Below are 15,984 nucleotides of genomic sequence, written 5' to 3'. Positions count from 1 at the left end.
GGGCGCCATGGAAGGCGTCGCGGGGGAGGAGGGCACGGAAGCGGGCATGGGCGGTGGCCTCAGTCGCCGTTCGCCGGATTCTCGGCCGGCACCGTGCGGGCCACCGCCACGGGCCGGGCCTGCGGCTTCGGCGCGGCGATGTCGGGCGGCGGCGGCATCGGCAGGTCCACCCCCGCCTCCTCCAGCCCAGGTGGCAGGCGCTCGCGCAGCAATCCGATCAGCCGGGCCAGCGTCACCTTCATCTCGGTGCGCCTGACCACCATGTCGAGGATGCCGTGCTCCAGCAGGTATTCCGCCCGCTGGAAACCCTCGGGCAGCTTCTCGCGCACCGTCTGCTCGATCACCCTCGCCCCGGCGAAGCCGATCAGCGCCTTGGGCTCGGCGATCTGGATGTCGCCCAGCATGGCGAAGGAAGCGGTGACGCCGCCCGTGGTCGGGTCGCACAGCACGGTGATGAAGGGCAGCCCGGCCTCCTTCACCATGCGGGAGGCGATGATGGTACGCGGCATCTGCATCAGGCTGATCGCGCCCTCCTGCATCCGCGCCCCGCCGGAGGCGCTGAAGACGATCAGCGGCGCATCCTGCAGCACGGCGAGCCGCGCGGCGGCCACCAGCGCCTCGCCCACCCCGGCGCTCATCGAGCCAGCGAGGAAGTTGAAGTCGAAGGCCGCGACCACCGCCGCCTTGCCCTCGATCGTGCCATGCGCGACCACCACGGCCTCGTCCAGCCCGGTCTTGGCCTGGGCCTCCTTCAGCCGGTCCACATAGCGGCGCTGGTCACGGAAGCGCAGCGGGTCCAGCGGCGCCTTGGGCAGCTCGATGCGCTGCCATCCCGCATCCAGCGTGTAGTCCAGCCGCCGCAGCGCGCCGATGCGCAGATGATGGCCGCAATGCGGGCAGACATGCAGCCCGCGCTCCAGATCGCGGTGGAAGATCATCTGCTCGCAGGACGGGCATTTGTGCCAGAGATTCTCCGGCACATCCCGCTTGCTGCCGAACAGGGTCTGGATCTTCGGCAGAGCCCAGTCGGAAATCCAGTTCATCGCTCACTCCTCCGCGCGGGGCCGGAGTAGGCATCTCCCAGCCCCATGCGCAAGAGGCGAGTGCGGCGGGTCTGCCCCCCCTTGGCCCCGGAACTCACCACCGGAGAAACGTCGCAGAAAGCGAAAACCCCCTCCACCCCCTGGCGTTGGCGGAAGGCCGGGCGCGCCGTGACAGGCCGGGGCCGCCCGCACCCGTTGCCCGGCCGAAACGGAGCAGCATGCGCCTTCCCGAAAGCTCCGGTGCCCGCGCCCGCATCCGCGCCGCCGGCCTCCCCGGCGGGGGCATCGGCACGCTCTATGCCATCATGGCGGTGGTCGGCATCCTCTATATCACGCGGGAACTGCTGGTGCCGCTGGTGCTGGCGACACTGCTGGCCTTCGTCCTGGCGCCGGTGGTGCGGGGCCTGCGGCACTGGCGGGTGCCGCGCATCCCCGCCGTGCTGCTGACCGCCTTCCTGGCCTTCGCCCTGCTGTCCGGCATCGGCGTGATGGTGGGGCGGCAGATGGCCGAGCTCGCCGCCGACCTGCCCCGCTATCAGGCCGCGGTGATGGACAAGGTCGGGCACCTGTCCAGCGGCGGCATCCTGGAACGCCTCTCCGGCCTGCTCCAGCGGCTGGGCGAGAATGTCGCGCCCCGCGCCGCCGCCCCGGCCGCCCCCACCCCCGCCGGCGCGGGAACCCCCGTCCGCCCCCTGCCGGTGGAGGTCCACACGCCGGAACCGGGGACGCTGGAGCTGATCCAGCGCGTGATCTCCCCCCTGGTCGGCCCGGTCGCCACCACCGGCATCGTCGCGGTCTTCGTGGTCTTCCTGCTGCTGTACCGGGAGGACATGCGCGACCGCGTCATCAAGCTGGTCGGCTCCGGCGACCTGCAACGCACCACCGCCGCGCTGGACGAGGCGACGACACGGCTCAGCCGCTTCTTCCTGGCCCAGGTGATGCTGAACGCCTGCTTCGGCACCGTCATCGGCCTGGGCCTCTGGGCCATCGGCATCCCCAACCCGGCGCTCTGGGGCGTGGTGGCGGGGCTGATGCGCTTCGTCCCCTTCGTCGGGGTCATCATCGCCGTCGCCTTCCCCGCCCTGCTGGCCATGGCGGTGGACCCGGGCTGGGGCACCCTGCTCTGGACCGTGGCACTCTTCGGCGTGGCCGAGGCGCTGCAGGCCCAGGCGGTGGAGCCCCTGGTCTATGGCCACAGCACCGGCCTCACCCCGATCGCGGTGCTGCTGGCCACGGCCTTCTGGACCTGGCTCTGGGGCCCGCTCGGCCTGCTGATGGCGATGCCGCTGACGCTCTGCCTCGTGGTGCTCGGCCGCCATGTAAAGCAGCTCGAATTCCTCGACGTCCTGCTGGGGGACCGGGAGGCCCTGGCCCCGCCCGAGGCCTTCTACCAGCGTGCCCTGGCGGGGGATGCGGACGGGCTGGTCGAACAGGCCGAACTGCGCCTGGGGAACGGCTCGCTGCGCGCCTATTACGACGAGGTGGCGCTGCCCGGCCTGGCGCTGGCGCAGGCCGATGCCGGGCGCGGCGCGCTCAGCCGCCGGCGCATCGAATGGGTGCGCGGCAAGGTGGACGCGCTGCTGGAGGACCTGGCGGACCACGAGGATGCCCTGGAGGAGGACGAGCCCCCTCTCATGGACGGACCCGTGGCTCCGGCCAGGGAGACCGGCCCGAAGGACAGGGACCCGGAAGCACCCGCCAGCCCCGCGCCCGCCCCCACCGCCTCCATGGCCGCCGTGCCGGAGGAATGGACCGCCCCCGACAGCGTGCTCTGCATCCCCGGGCGCGGGCGCTTCGACGGCCAGGCCGCCTGCATGCTGCTCCAGACCCTGCGGCAACGCGGCTTCGGCGCCGGCATGGTGCCCAACGCCGCCCTGCGGAAGCCCGAACCGGTCACGGCCTCGCCCGGCGGCACGGTGCGGGCCCTCTGCCTTTCGGTGGTGGCCGGCGGCACCAGCGGCGCCAGCCTGCGCTACGCCGCGCTGCGGCTGCGCCGGGACTTCCCCTCGGCGCCGTTGCTGGTCGGGCTCTGGGGAGAGGCCGGGGTGGAGCAGGAACAGGCCCTGCGCGATGCCCTCCCGCCAGAGGGCCTCGGCGACGGCACGGTGCGGATCGTGCGGAATCTGCAGGAGGCGGTGGAGGCCCTGTCGCAGGCGGCCCAACGGGCGGCCCAGCCCGCCGCCACCGCCCCGTTGACCGGAAACATGGAAGACAGGCGGGAAACCCAGGCCGCGAGGCCCTGATGGGGCATCCGTCCGGCATGGTGCCGGTGGCCCAGGGAGCCGAGCAGGGAGCCGAGCAGGGAGCCGAGCAGGGAGCCGAGCAGGGAGCCGAGCAGGGAGCCGAGCAGGGAGCCGAGCAGGGAGCCGACCAGGGGACCAGCCACGAGGCCGTGAAGGGAATCCGGCACCCTGCCCCGCCTCAGCCCAGCATCTTGCGCAGGAACACGCGCCGGAACCCCTGCTCCTCGCGCCGTTCGGTCTCGGCGAAGCCGCGATGGCGGTAGAGGGCGAGGTTCGCCTCCATCCTCTCATGCGTCAGCAGCCGCAATTCGCGGAAGCCACGCCGCCGCGCCTCCGCCTCCACGAAGTCGAGCAGGACGGTGCCGAAGCCCTGTCCCCGGGCCTCCGGCTCCACGGCGATGTTGTCGAGCCAGAGATGGCCGGGCCGTTCCTCGATCACCACGAGGCCCAGGACGCGCCCGTCCCGTTCCAGGACATGCGCCTGCCCCGCCGCGACGCGGGCGGCATAGTCGTCATCCATCGGCGCCGGCCGCCGCCCGATCACCGGGACGTAATGGGCATAGGCACGCTCCACCAGGGCAGCGAGACGCGGCGCCTCCCCAGGCCGGGCGAGGCGCGCAGCGGGACTGGAACCGGACATGCCGCGATCCTGCCCATCGCGGGCGGGGATGGGAAGCGGCGACCCGGGGGCCTGCGGGCCGATCCACGGAAGCAGACGGAAGGGCGGCGCTCCCGGAAAGCGGATGGGAGGGACGGGAGCGAAGGCAGCGCCTTCCCCCCGGGCCAGAAGCACGCCTTCCAGCACCAGCGATCATCCCGGCGGCAGGCCCTCCGCCGGCACGCTGCGCCCGGAATGATGCGGCACGCGCGCGGCGATCCTCACCGGCACCGCCTTCGCCGCCGGCGTCTTGCTTTCCTTCGCGTGGTGGGAAACGGGGATCAGCGTGTTGCATTCCGGGTAATAGGCCGCGAGGCAGCCGCGCGGGATGTCGAAGCCGGTGACGCGCAGCCCACCGAATTCCCGCCGCACGCCGTCATCATAGACCGTCGCCAGCGTCACCTCGTCACCATCGGACAGCCCCGCCGCTGCGATGTCTCCGGGGTTCATGAACACCACCATCCGCGTGCCTTTCACACCGCGGAAACGGTCGTGATAACCATAGACCGTGGTGTTGAACTGGTCGTTGGACCGCAGCGTGATCAGCCGGTACTGCTCCGGCCGGTCCTCGAAGCCCGTGGCCGTCAGCTTCTCCGGCACGCGGAACTCCGCCTTGCCGCTCCTGGTCTTCCACACCCGGTCGCGCGCCGGGACCGGGCGGTGGAAGCCGCCGGGGACCGCCATCCGGTCGTTGAAGCCCCGGAATTCCTCCGGATAGGTGTGCTCGATCGCATCGCGGATGCGGCTGTAATCGGCCAGCCAGGAATCCCAGTCCAACTTCGGGTTCGGCGGCAGCACCGCCTTGGCGATGCCGGCCACGATCGTGGGCTCGGACAGCAGGTCCGCGCTCGCCGGCTCGCGCCTGCCGAAGGAGGCATGGATGGTGGCGGTGCTGTCCTCCATCGACACCACCTGGTCGCCCGTCGCCTGGCTGTCCCGCTCGATGCGCCCCTTGCAGGGCAGCAGCAGCGCGACCTCGCCGTTCACCAGATGCGAGCGGTTCAGCTTCGTCGCGATCTGCACCGTCAGCCGCATCTTCCGCCAGGCGGGCTCCATCCGGTCACGGTCCGGGATGGCGCGCACGAAATTGCCGCCCAGGCCGATGAAGGCCCTCACCTCGCCCCTGAGGATGCCTTCGCAGGCCTCCACCGTGTTCAGCCCCTTCCCGCGCGGCGGCTCGAAGCCGTACTGCTCCGCGAGGCGATCCAGCGGCACCAGCTCCGGCTTCTCCGAGATCCCGACCGTGCGCTGCCCCTGCACGTTGGAATGCCCCCGAACCGGCGAGATCCCGGCACCCTGCCGCCCGATATTGCCGCGCAGGAGCATGAGGTTCACCAGCATGTGCAGGCTCTGCTCCCCCAGCACCTGCTGCGTCAGCCCCATGCCATAGATGAACATGCAGGCTTTCGACTGGCTGTAGAGCTCCGCCGCCGCTTCCAGCGCCACACGCGTCAGGCCGGATTCCGCGGTGATCCGCTCCCACCCCGTCTCGCGCGCGGCCTTCGCGAAAGCCTCGAAGCCCGTGGTGTGCTCGCGGATGAAATCATGGTCCAGCACCGGCGCGCCGCCCGTCTCCCGCGCCCGGTCATCCGCCTCGATCAGCCATTTGCACAGGCCCATCAGCGCGGCCATGTCGCCGCCCGCCTTCACCTGGTGGTACTGCTCGCTGATCCGCGTCTCGCCCCCGTACCCATCTCCAGCGGGTTCTGCGGGTTGGTGAACCGCTCCCAGCCGCGCTCGCGCAGGGGGTTGAAGGTGACGATCCGCACGCCGCGCCGCACCGCCTCCTGCAACTGGTGCAGCATGCGCGGCGCGTTGGAGCCGACATTCTGCCCGAAGGAGAAGATGGCGTCGCAATGCCCGAAATCCGCCAGGGTGATGGTGCCGACCGGCGATCCCAGCACCTCCTTCAGCGCCACCGAGGTTGTCTCGTGGCACATGTTGGAACTGTCGGGCAGGTTATTGCAGCCATACATCCGCGCCAGCAGCGCGTACATGTAGGACGTCTCCAGCGAGGCGCGCCCCGAGGCATAGAAGACCGCCGATTTCGGATCGAGCGCCCGCAGCTCCTCCCCGATGACGCGGAAGGCCTCCTCCCAGCTTACCGGCACATAGCGGTCACTGGCGGCGTCATAGCGCATCGGATGCGTCAGCCGCCCCTGCTGCTCCAGCGCGAAGTCGGACCAGCCCAGAAGCTCCGACACCGTGTGCTTCGCGAAGAAATCCGGCGGCGTGCGGAGCGAGGTCAGCTCCCAGGCCGTGGCCTTGGCACCGTTCTCGCAGAACTCGAAGGGATGCGCGGAAGCGGGCTTGGCCCAGGCGCAGGAGACGCAGGCGAAGCCGTCCGCCTTGTTCTGCCGCAGCAGCGCCTCGCCGATCCCGGGCGTGACCCTTTCGCGCAGCATGATCTCGCCCAGCGACTTCGCCGATCCCCAGCCGCCAGAGGGTCCGTCATAGGGGCCGATCCTGACATCATCACCCATGGAGAATCCCTCCGCGCCCAGCCGGTGGCAGGAGAACCGGCGGAGCCCGGGCACGGTTGCCGCGGCCGCGATGACAGCTGCTTCATCTGGAAGACCTGGCGTCGCCCTTCGCGGCCACCCCCGGGGGCAAGGCGCTGCCTCGCCCCCGGACCCCCACTCCGCCGGGGACCGAAGCCGGTCCCCGGACCCCGGGCTTTCGTTGGCGCTGGTGGTGACCCTCAGCCTGCCGTCCGATCCCTGAGCGCAGGTGGATCAGCGGGGCTCCCGAAAAGAAAGAATCCTTCTCCGCTCTGGCGGCACCGGCAGTCGCCGGAGAGCATCGCTCTCCGGCGCGATCGGGCCGCAGGAAGTACCAGCGAACGGGAGGTCCAGGAACCTCAGGTTCCTGGCGGATGGGGGTATCGGGGGAAGGCAGCGCCTTCCCCCGGGCCGGCAGCGCAACGCCGCCCCCGGCCTCACACCGCCGTGCCGCCCACCGTCAGCCCATCCAGGCGCAGCGTCGGCTGGCCGACGCCGACCGGCACGCCCTGGCCTTCCTTGCCGCATGTGCCGATGCCCGGGTCCATGCCGAAATCGTTGCCCACCATGCTGATCCGGGTCAGCGCATCGGCGCCGCTGCCGATCAGCGTGGCGCCCTTCACCGGCGCGGTGATGCGCCCATCCTCGATCAGATAGGCCTCGGAGGCGGAGAAGACGAACTTGCCCGAGGTGATGTCCACCTGCCCGCCACCGAAATTCACCGCATAGAGCCCGCGCTTCACCGAGCGGATGATCTCCTCCGGCGCATGCGCCCCACCCGTCATCACCGTGTTGGTCATGCGCGGCATGGGGATATGGGCATGGGACTCGCGGCGCCCGTTGCCGGTCGGCGCCACGCCCATCAGCCGGGCATTCTGCCGGTCCTGGATGAAGCCCACCAGGATGCCGTCCTCGATCATCACGGTGCGGGAGGTCGGTGTGCCCTCGTCATCCACGGTCAGCGAGCCGCGCCGGTCCGGGATGGTGCCGTCATCCACCACCGTCACGCCGGGCGCCGCGATCCGCTGCCCCATCAGCCCGGCGAAGGCGCTGGTGCCCTTGCGGTTGAAATCACCCTCCAGCCCATGGCCGATCGCCTCGTGCAGCAGGATGCCGGGCCAGCCGGGGCCCAGCACCACGGCCGTCTCCCCCGCCGGCGCCGGACGGCTGTCCAGGTTCACCACCGCCTGGCGCAGCGCCTCGTCCACGGCGGATTTCCACGTGGCCTCGTTCAGCACGCGCCCATAGGCGAAGCGCCCGCCCGTGCCGAAGGAGCCGGTCTCCCGCCGCCCGCCATCCTCCACCACCACCGCGACATTGAGCCGCACCAGCGGCCGCAGGTCCGCCACGCCCGGCCCGCCGGGGCGCAGGATGCGCACCGCCTGCCATTCGCCGCTGATCGTCGCCATCACCTGCCGCACCCGCGCGTCGCGCCCCCGGGCATAGGCGTCGATGGCGGCCAGCAGCGCCGTCTTCTCGGCGAAGCCCATGGCGGCGAGCGGGTTGGCGCTGTCGTAGAGCCGTGCATTGGTGCGGCGCGGTGCTTCCGCCAGCGCGGCCACGCTCTCGCCCGGCAATCCGCGTACCGTCTCGGCGGCCCGCTTCAGCGCCGCCTCGCCGATCTCCCCGGCATGGGCATAGGCCGCCCCCTCGCCACGCACCGCGCGCAGGCCGAAGCCGCGGGAGGTGTCGAAGCTGGCCGCGCGGATGCGCCCGTCATCCAGGCTGACCGCTTCGCTTTCCCGGTATTCCAGGAACAGTTCGCCATCCTCCGCCCCGGCCAGGGCATCGGCCACGATGCGCGCTGCCCGGTCCGGGTCCAGATCGCGGAAGAACAGCCGCTCGGTGGCGGCCATGGCATCGGTGGCGGCACTCATGGCGCGGTCTCCGGAAAGGGTGCGGCGGAGGATGGATGGCCAGGGGATGGATGGCCGGAGGATGGAGGGTTGGACGCGGCACCGGGATCACCACCCGTCCCGTCCGGAAGGGCGATCAGCAGCCGGGCGGTGGTACCCTGCCCGGCGGTGCTGTCCAGCCGCAGCCGCATGCCCATCGCCTCGCTCAGCGCGCGGGCGAGATGCAAGCCGAGGCCGGAGCCGCCATAGCGCCGGGCGTGCCCGTCCTCCAGCTGGGTGAAGGGCTCGAAGGCCCGGGGGATGTCCTCCGGCGCCATGCCGATGCCGGTATCCGTGACGCTGATCTCCATCATGGCCGCCTCCCCCGCCCCTTCCCGGCCTTCCCCCTCGGTATGCAGGAGACGCGCGGCCAGCATGATCCGCCCCCCCGCCGGGGTGAATTTCACCGCGTTGGAGATGAGGTTCAGCAGCACCTGGCGCAACCGCCGCGCATCGGCCCGCACCGCTGGCAGGGCATCCGGCAGGTCCAGCGCCAGTTCGGTGCCGCCGCGCCGCGCGGCGCCCAGCAGGATGCGATGGGCCTCGCGCAGCAGCGGCTCCGGCTCGACCAGTCGCATCTCCAGGCTCTGTTCGGCGGAATCCGAACGGGCGGTGTCCAGCAGGTCGTCGATCAGCCCCAGCAGGTGCTGCCCGGCATCGCGGATGGCGGTCAGGAAGAGCTGCCGCGTGGCCGGGTCCTCCACCCCCCGACCCGCCTCGCCCCGCCCCTCGCCCAGCCCGTCCAGCAGGACCTCCGAGAAGCCGATCACCGCATTGAGCGGGGTGCGCAGCTCATGGCTCATATGGCTCAGGAAACGCGCCTGCGCCCGGTTCGCGGCCTCGGCGGCATCGCGCGCCGCGGCCAGTTCGGCGCGGGCCCGGTGCTGCTCGGTGATGTCCACGAAGGTCCGCACGAAGCCGCCATCGGGGGTCAGGTCGGTGGTGATCTCCACCACCGTCCCGTCCGTGCGGGTGCGGACATAGCGCCCGGGGCCGGCGCGGGGCGTCTCGGCCGCGCGGCGGATCAGCTCCTCCGTCCCGGGGCCGGGCGGGCCGAACTCGCCGCGCGCGATCTGGTCGTGCAGCAGGTCGTCCACATGGGTGCCCAGCACCACCTGCTCGGGCCGCAGCCCGCAGAGCCGGGCCGTCAGCGGGTTGGAGGCGACGAGCCGCCCCTCCCGGTCGAAGATGGCCATGCCATAGCGCAGGTGGTTCAGCGTGGTGCGCAGCAGCTCCTCCTGCTGCCGCGCCTCCGCCTCGGCCCGGTGGCGCCCGGTGACATCGGTGAAGACGGCCACCCGCCCCATATCCGGCAGGGCGGAGGTGTGGATGTCGAAGACGCGCCCGTCATGGCGCTGCAGCGTGTAGCCCCGGCTCCCGCGCTGGCGCCAGGCCTCGGACGCCGCCAGCATGATGGCCCCGGGGGGCTCGCTCCGGTCGCCCGCCGCCCCGTGCCGCGCGACGATCTCGGACACGGAATCCCCGACCTTGTAGGCCATGTCCGGCATGGCCCGGTGGAAGGATTCGTTGACCAGCGAGACGCGCCGGTCCGGCCCATAGACCAGCACCCCCTGCGGCAGGGCGGCCAGGATGCCGTCCAGCATGGCCGCCCGGTGGCTCGCCATGTCCTCGGCCCGGCGCAGGGCGGTCACGTCGTCCAGTTCCACCAGCATGCCGCCATCGCCGGAGGGCCGGCGCTGGATGCGCAGCACCTGCCCGCCCGGCCTCTCGCGCTGGCCCTGGCAGGGCAGGTGCCGCGCCTCGGCCACGCAGCGGGCCGGATAGTCCTCATCCTCCAGGTTCTCGAACTCGCCCTGCGCCTCCATCAGGCGCAGCACCTCCAGGAAGCCCATCCCCTCCCGCAGCGCCCCGGGCACGAGCCCGTTCAGTGCCGCATAGGCCCGGTTCGACCAGCGCAGCCGCCCATCGGCGCCATAGAGCGCCACCCCGGTCCCCAGATGCTGCAACAGGCCGTCCAGCGTCCGGCTGTGCTCCTGCGCCATCGCCTCGGCACGGCGGGCCGCCGTCATGTCCGAGACGGTGTTGACCCAGGCCCCGTCCGGCAGCGGCCGGGTCTGTACCTGCAGCCACTGCCCCCGCATCGTGTGGACCAGGCGCCGGTGCGGGCGGGAATGGTCGATCTGCCCAACCGACGCTGCACGCTCCTCCGGGTCGCCGGGGCCATAGAAGCCGCCATAGGCCAGGACGCGGCGGACCTCGGCCACGGGCATCCCGCCGGGCAGCGCCCCGGGCGGCAGCCCGGCCAGCGCCAGGAAGGCCCCGTTGACGAAGCTCAGCCGCTTCCCCGCATCGATGACCAGGATGCCGACCGGCAGGCTCTCGATCAGCGCCGGGGCGGCCGCCGGCACGCCGCCCAGGTCACTCTCCATCACACCGCCCGGACGGAGGCGGGCCGCGCATCCGGAACCGGCCCGCCGCGCGGGCGGCGCAGCGCATGCAGCGTGCCGAGCGCGGCGGTCAGCACCCCCACCGCCATGGCCTGGTGCAGCGTGCCGAGCCAGGCCGGCACCACGTTCACCAGCGCCGCCACCCCCAGCGCGTACTGCACGAGCGTGGCCAGGGCCAGCGCGCCGACCCACCAGCGCGCCCGCCGCGCCCCGGCCTCGCCGCGCGGCAGGGTGGACAGTCCGTACCAGGCGGTGGCGATGGCCAGCAGCCCGGTGAGCGTGGCCAGCAGCCGGTGGTTGAACTGCACGGAGGCCACGTTCTCGAACAGGTTCCTCCAGGCGGGCGACAGGAAGAGATAGCCGTCCGGCACGAGCCGCCCGCCCATCAGCGGAAAGGTGTTGTAGTCGAAGCCCGCCTTGATCCCGGCCACGAAGCCGCCGGCCAGCATGGTCAGCCCGGCCAGCCCCGCCGTGGCATGGGCAAGCCGCCGCAACGGCCCGCGCCCCTCCGCGGCCGCCCCGTCAGGAGCCGGATGCAGCAGCCCGAGCGCGGTCCAGACCAGCACCGCATAGAGCACCAGCGCCAGCGCCAGATGGATCACCAGCCGCCAGGGGGACACGGCGGTGCGGTCGGCCTCGAAGCCCGAGGCCACCATGAACCAGCCCACCGCCCCCTGCAGCCCGCCCAGCACCAGCAGCAGAACCAGCCGCCCCCCGAGCCCGGCGGGGATGCGCCCCCGCGCCCAGAACCAGGCCAGCCCGCCGGCGAAGACCAGCCCGATCATCCGCCCCCAGAAGCGGTGCGTCCATTCCAGCCAGAAGATCCCCTTGAACCCCGCCAGCCCGAAGCCCTGGTTCACCAGCTCGTATTGCGGGATGGTGCGGTAGAGGTCGTAGAGGCGCTGCCACTCCGCCTCGCTCAGCGGCGGCAGGATGCCGCGGATCGGCGCCCACTCCATGATGGACAGGCCGGAGCCGGTCAGGCGCGTGGCGCCGCCGAGCGCCACCATGACCCAGACCATGGCGGCGACCAGGATCAGCCAGAGGGCGACGGCACGGCGGTTCCGGGCCAGGACGTCCTCGCGGGACGGGGCAGGCGGATCGAAGGGCATGGCGGCCATTATAGTCTTCCCCTGGACCGCGTGCCGACCCCCTGCTAGGCCGCAGCCCCCATGTCCCCGGCTCAACACGCCAATCCCAGGGCCGCCCCCGCGATGACCGCCAGCCCCTCCGCCGCGCCGACCGGCTCCCCGACGGACCTCCCGCCGGGCGCCCCGATGGGCGCCCCGGCCATCTCCGTGGTGGTCCCCATGCGCAACGAGGGGCCGAACGTCGCCCCCCTGGCGGCCGAGATCGCCGCCGCCCTGGCCGGCGTGCCGCACGAGATCCTCTGCGTGGACGACGGCTCCTCCGACGATACGGCGGCCCGGATCGACGCCGCCGCCGCCTCGGGCCTCGCGGTGCGGCGCATCAGCCACGCCCGCTCCTGCGGCCAGTCCGCCGGGGTGGTGACCGGCGTGCGCCACGCCCGCGCCCCCTGGATCGCCACGCTGGACGGCGACGGCCAGAACGACCCGGCCGACATCCCGAGACTCTGGGCCAGGGCGCGGCAGGAGAACCCGGCGGACGGCATGCCGGGACAGGCCGTGCTGGTCGCCGGCTGGCGCACCACCCGCAAGGACACGGCGGTGAAGCGGCTGAGCAGCCGCATCGCCAACCGCGTCCGCGCCCGCCTGCTGGGCGACGCCACGCCCGACACCGGCTGCGGGCTGAAGGTCTTCCCCCGCGCGCTTTTCCTGGAACTGCCGCCCTTCGACCACATGCACCGCTTCCTGCCCGCCCTGACCATCCGCCAGGGCGGCCGGGTGGTCAGCGAGCCGGTGAACCATCGCCCCCGCACGCGCGGCGTCTCCAACTACGGCACGCTGGACCGGCTGGCGGTGGGGATCGTGGACCTGCTGGGCGTGATGTGGCTGCAACGGCGCTGGAAGCGCCCCCAGGTGGCCCATGCCGCGCCGCCGCCGCCAGTCGCCCCGGCCCCAGCCACCCCGCCCCCAGTCACCCTGCCCCCTTCCGCCCGGCCGTGACCACCCCCGACCGCTCGCGCGGCGCGCTGCGCTCCGTCTTCCGCCTGCTGCTGCTGGCCCTGGGCCTCGCCCTGGCCGGCTGGGTGCTGCGCGAACTGGGCGAGGACCACGGTATCGCCTTCATGAGTGCCCAGATGCGCGGCGGCGGCCTCTGGGCGGAAACCCTCTTCGTGCTGGTCGGCGCCGTCGCCACCGCCGTCGGCGCGCCGCGCCAGGCCGTGGCCTTCCTCGGCGGCAGCGCCTTCGGCGCCCTGGCCGGGGGCGGCCTTTCCATGCTGGCCCAGGTGCTGGGCTGCGCCCTGGGCTATGGCTGGGCCCGGGTGATCGGCCGGGAATGGGCCGCCCGCCGCCTCGCCGGGCGCTTCGGCCGGCGCCTCAAGCCGCTGCACGACGTCCTCGCCGGCTCGCCCTTCGGCGCCACCCTGGCGCTGCGCCTGCTGCCCGTCGGCAACAACCTCGCCCTCAACCTGCTGGCCGGCCTGTCCGGCGTGGCGGCAGGGCCCTTCCTGCTCGGCTCGGCCATCGGCTACGTGCCCCAGACGGCCGTCTTCGTGCTGCTGGGGGAGGGCGTGGCGGTGAACCAGGCCGCCCAGATCGCCCTCGGCGTGGCGCTCTTCGTGCTCTCCGCCCTGCTCGGCTGGTGGCTGCTGCGCCGGCACCGCGCCGGCCGGGCGATCGAGGGCTGAGCCACATGCCCTCCCGCCCGCCCCGCGGAACCACGGCGGAAGAAGCCACCTCCGGCCGCAGCCGCTCCAGCGGCGCCTATGAGCTGATCCTGGACGCCATCGACAGCGGCGCCCTGCCCCCCGGCACCCGGCTGCGCGAGGTCGAGCTGGCGGACCGCTTCCGCGTCAGCCGCACCCCCGTGCGGGAAGCGCTGAAGCGGCTGGAGGCCACCGGCCTCGTGGTCCATGAGCCGCATCACGGCGCCGTCGTGGCCATGCTGGACCATGGCCAGACCGTGGAGCTCTACCAGGTGCGGGAGGTGCTGGAAGGCGCCGCCGCCCGCCTCGCCGCCAGCCAGGCCACGCCGGAGGAGATCGAGATCCTGCGGGAGATGCTGGCCCAGGACCACGCGCGGGTGGACGACCCCGTCGCCCTGGCGCGCGGCAACCGGCTCTTCCACCGCCAGCTCCACCTCGCCGCCCGCAACCGCTTCCTCGACACGATGCTGGAGAACATGCGTCGTTCCCTGCTGCTGCTCGGGGGCACGACCCTGGGCCAGCCGGAACGCGGCCCCGCCTCCCTGGCCGAGCATGGGGAGATCGTGGCGGCCATCGCGGCCCACGACCCGGACGCCGCCGAGGCCGCCGCCCGGCGCCATATCCGCCACGCCTTCAAGGCCCGCATCCGCCTCCGGGAAGGCTGAGGCACCGGCCCTTCCACGGCGGCATCGCCACGGCACGCCTCTCTTGCATCCAACGGCATACAATTCTTGCGTGACCATGCCCGCACATGTTGTATGCGGCAGGATACAATTATGGGAGACGCACGGATGGACAGGAACTGGGATGTCGTGGTCGTCGGCTCGGGCAATGCCGCGCTCTGCGCCGCCATCGCGGCGCGCGAGGCGGGACGCCAGGTGCTGGTGATCGAGAAGGCCGGCCCGGAGCTGGCCGGCGGAAACTCCCGCTACACCGCCGGCGCGATGCGCTTCGTCTACAACGGCCGGGAAGACCTCTTGCCCCTGTTGCAGGACCCGCAGGACCCCCGCCTCGCCGAGACGGATTTCGGCGCCTACACCGCCGAGACCTTCGGCGCCGACCTGCTGGGCTTCAACGACGGCCGCCCCCTGAGCCGCGAGCAGAACATCCTGATCGCCGAAAGCTACCTCACCCTGCGCTGGCTGGCCGGGCATGGCGTGCGCTTCGAGCCGATCTATTCCCGCCAGAGCTTCCGCAAGGACGGCCGCCACGTCTTCTGGGGCGGGCTGACGCTGGAGGCGCGGCACGAGGGTGTCGGCCTCGTCGATGCCGAACTCGCCACCTTCCGGCGCCTGGGTGGGGAGATCCGCCACGACTGCGCCGCGGAGGCGCTGCTCACGGAAGGGAGCCGCGTCACCGGCCTGCGCACCCGCAACGCCGCCGGGGAGCAGGGCGAGATCCACGCCGGGGCGGTGGTCCTCGCCTGCGGCGGCTTCGAGGCCAACCGGGCCCTGCGGGAGGAATATCTCGGCCCCGACTGGGCCGTGGCCAAGGTGCGCGGCACCCCCTGCAACACCGGGGAAGGGCTGGAGATGGCCTTCGCCCTGGGCGCCCGGCGGCACGGCTTCTACGGCGGCTGCCACGCCACGCCGATGGACCTGCACATGCCCGAATACGGCAACCTGGAGATCCCGCACCTGGAGCGGAAGAACTACCGCAAGATCTGCTACTTCCTGGGCATCATGGTGAATGCCGAGGGGCGGCGCTTCGTCGATGAGGGGCGCGACTTCCGCAACTACACCTATGCCCAGTTCGGCCGCGCCGTGCTGGAACAGCCCGGGCACTTCGCCTGGCAGGTCTTCGACAGCAAGGTGGCGCCCCTGCTCTACGGCGAATACCGCTTCGCCGACGCCCATTTCATCGAGGCCCCGACCCTGGAGGAGCTCTTCGCGCGCATGGAGGGCATCCGCGACCGGGACACCCTGCGCGAGACCGTGGCGGCCTACAACGCGGCGGTGGAGGACGCGGTACCCTTCGATCCCACGGTGAAGGATGGCAAGGGCACGAAGGGCCTGCCCCTGCCGAAATCCAACTGGGCCCAGCGCATCGACACCCCGCCCTTCCGCGCCTACCCGGTGACCGGCGGCATCACCTTCACCTATGGCGGGCTGGAGGTCAGCGACACCGGCGGCGTGGTCCATGCGGACGGGCACGACATCCCCGGCCTCTTCGCCTGCGGCGAGCTGGTGGGCGGCGTCTTCTTCAACGGCTACCCCGGCGGCTCCGGCCTGACCTCGGGCGCCGTCTTCGGCCGCCGGGCCGGCCAGGGCGCGGCCCGTTTCGCCGGCACCACCGCCTGACGCGGCCACCCTCCCCGCCTCATGGCCAGCCCCCGGGGGCAAGGCTCCGCCTCGCCCCCCGTCCCCCACTCCGCCGGGGACCGAAGCCGGTCCCCGGACCCCGGGCTTTCGTTGGTGTCGGTGGTGGCCGTCAGTCTGCCGTCCG

General features: G+C 72.4%; 12 protein-coding genes. 5 read left to right on the top strand and 7 right to left on the bottom strand.

Annotated features, from left to right (window positions below; genetic code table 11):
• Positions 1 to 59: 59 nt before the first annotated feature.
• The gene (gene accD / locus MVG78_RS06460) at positions 60 to 1,043 is read right to left on the bottom strand and encodes an acetyl-CoA carboxylase, carboxyltransferase subunit beta (protein ID WP_247559212.1); all 984 of its coding nucleotides are present in this window, start codon (positions 1,041 to 1,043) and stop codon (positions 60 to 62) included.
• A gap of 218 nt (positions 1,044 to 1,261) precedes the next feature.
• On the opposite strand from accD, the gene MVG78_RS06455 reads away from it, so the two are divergent.
• Complete coding sequence (locus tag MVG78_RS06455) at positions 1,262 to 3,286, top strand: AI-2E family transporter (RefSeq protein WP_247559210.1); 2,025 nt, start codon at positions 1,262 to 1,264, stop codon at positions 3,284 to 3,286.
• A gap of 178 nt (positions 3,287 to 3,464) precedes the next feature.
• Here MVG78_RS06455 and MVG78_RS06450 read toward each other — a convergent pair whose 3' ends face one another.
• From MVG78_RS06450 to MVG78_RS06425, 6 genes are all read right to left on the bottom strand, one after another.
• Positions 3,465 to 3,926: a GNAT family N-acetyltransferase gene (locus tag MVG78_RS06450; RefSeq protein ID WP_247559208.1), complete on the bottom strand. Its 462-nt coding sequence runs from the start codon at positions 3,924 to 3,926 to the stop codon at positions 3,465 to 3,467.
• Between the two features lie 171 nt (positions 3,927 to 4,097).
• Positions 4,098 to 5,615, bottom strand: coding sequence for a molybdopterin dinucleotide binding domain-containing protein (locus MVG78_RS06445; RefSeq protein WP_247560336.1), 1,518 nt, complete (start codon positions 5,613 to 5,615; stop codon positions 4,098 to 4,100).
• Positions 5,591 to 6,427 (bottom strand): molybdopterin-dependent oxidoreductase, encoded by an 837-nt coding sequence (locus tag MVG78_RS06440; protein ID WP_247559206.1) that lies wholly within the window; start codon positions 6,425 to 6,427, stop codon positions 5,591 to 5,593. Before MVG78_RS06440 ends, MVG78_RS06445 begins: the two co-directional genes overlap by 25 nt.
• Positions 6,428 to 6,882: 455 nt before the next feature.
• Complete coding sequence (tldD, locus tag MVG78_RS06435) at positions 6,883 to 8,322, bottom strand: metalloprotease TldD (protein WP_247559204.1); 1,440 nt, start codon at positions 8,320 to 8,322, stop codon at positions 6,883 to 6,885.
• Positions 8,319 to 10,730 carry a sensor histidine kinase gene (locus MVG78_RS06430; protein WP_247559202.1) on the bottom strand — a complete coding sequence of 804 codons (2,412 nt, stop codon included), beginning with the start codon at positions 10,728 to 10,730 and terminating at the stop codon, positions 8,319 to 8,321. The genes tldD and MVG78_RS06430 overlap by 4 nt, the downstream gene beginning before the upstream one ends.
• Complete coding sequence (locus tag MVG78_RS06425) at positions 10,730 to 11,869, bottom strand: COX15/CtaA family protein (RefSeq protein WP_247559200.1); 1,140 nt, start codon at positions 11,867 to 11,869, stop codon at positions 10,730 to 10,732. The genes MVG78_RS06430 and MVG78_RS06425 overlap by 1 nt, the downstream gene beginning before the upstream one ends.
• Positions 11,870 to 11,962: 93 nt before the next feature.
• On the opposite strand from MVG78_RS06425, the gene MVG78_RS06420 reads away from it, so the two are divergent.
• The 4 genes from MVG78_RS06420 to tcuA all read left to right on the top strand — a co-directional run bounded on the left by MVG78_RS06420 (position 11,963) and on the right by tcuA (position 15,839).
• Complete coding sequence (locus tag MVG78_RS06420; protein WP_247559198.1) at positions 11,963 to 12,835, top strand: glycosyltransferase family 2 protein; 873 nt, start codon at positions 11,963 to 11,965, stop codon at positions 12,833 to 12,835.
• On the top strand, positions 12,832 to 13,521 hold the full coding sequence (locus MVG78_RS06415) for a TVP38/TMEM64 family protein (RefSeq protein ID WP_247559196.1): 690 nt from the start codon (positions 12,832 to 12,834) through the stop codon (positions 13,519 to 13,521). Before MVG78_RS06420 ends, MVG78_RS06415 begins: the two co-directional genes overlap by 4 nt.
• A gap of 5 nt (positions 13,522 to 13,526) precedes the next feature.
• A complete protein-coding gene (locus MVG78_RS06410; RefSeq protein WP_247559194.1) occupies positions 13,527 to 14,204 on the top strand; it encodes a GntR family transcriptional regulator in 678 nt (225 codons plus the stop codon).
• A 126-nt stretch (positions 14,205 to 14,330) separates the two neighbouring features.
• Positions 14,331 to 15,839: an FAD-dependent tricarballylate dehydrogenase TcuA gene (tcuA, locus tag MVG78_RS06405; protein ID WP_247559192.1), complete on the top strand. Its 1,509-nt coding sequence runs from the start codon at positions 14,331 to 14,333 to the stop codon at positions 15,837 to 15,839.
• Positions 15,840 to 15,984: the final 145 nt, after the last annotated feature.

The organism is Roseomonas gilardii subsp. gilardii, from assembly GCF_023078375.1.
Taxonomy (GTDB): domain Bacteria; phylum Pseudomonadota; class Alphaproteobacteria; order Acetobacterales; family Acetobacteraceae; genus Roseomonas; species Roseomonas gilardii.
Note: the sequence above shows the minus strand (reverse complement) of the source record. Positions and strands in the feature narration are given on the sequence as shown.

Excerpts from the sequence above, each read along its gene's own strand:
- accD (WP_247559212.1), bottom strand. The coding sequence starts at position 1,043 with ATGAACTGGATTTCCGACTGGGCTCTGCCGAAGATCCAGACCCTGTTC.
- MVG78_RS06455 (WP_247559210.1), top strand. The coding sequence starts at position 1,262 with ATGCGCCTTCCCGAAAGCTCCGGTGCCCGCGCCCGCATCCGCGCCGCC.
- MVG78_RS06450 (WP_247559208.1), bottom strand. The coding sequence starts at position 3,926 with ATGTCCGGTTCCAGTCCCGCTGCGCGCCTCGCCCGGCCTGGGGAGGCG.
- MVG78_RS06440 (WP_247559206.1), bottom strand. The coding sequence starts at position 6,427 with ATGGGTGATGATGTCAGGATCGGCCCCTATGACGGACCCTCTGGCGGC.
- tldD (WP_247559204.1), bottom strand. The coding sequence starts at position 8,322 with ATGAGTGCCGCCACCGATGCCATGGCCGCCACCGAGCGGCTGTTCTTC.
- MVG78_RS06430 (WP_247559202.1), bottom strand. The coding sequence starts at position 10,730 with ATGGAGAGTGACCTGGGCGGCGTGCCGGCGGCCGCCCCGGCGCTGATC.
- MVG78_RS06425 (WP_247559200.1), bottom strand. The coding sequence starts at position 11,869 with ATGGCCGCCATGCCCTTCGATCCGCCTGCCCCGTCCCGCGAGGACGTC.
- MVG78_RS06420 (WP_247559198.1), top strand. The coding sequence starts at position 11,963 with ATGACCGCCAGCCCCTCCGCCGCGCCGACCGGCTCCCCGACGGACCTC.
- MVG78_RS06410 (WP_247559194.1), top strand. The coding sequence starts at position 13,527 with ATGCCCTCCCGCCCGCCCCGCGGAACCACGGCGGAAGAAGCCACCTCC.
- tcuA (WP_247559192.1), top strand. The coding sequence starts at position 14,331 with ATGGACAGGAACTGGGATGTCGTGGTCGTCGGCTCGGGCAATGCCGCG.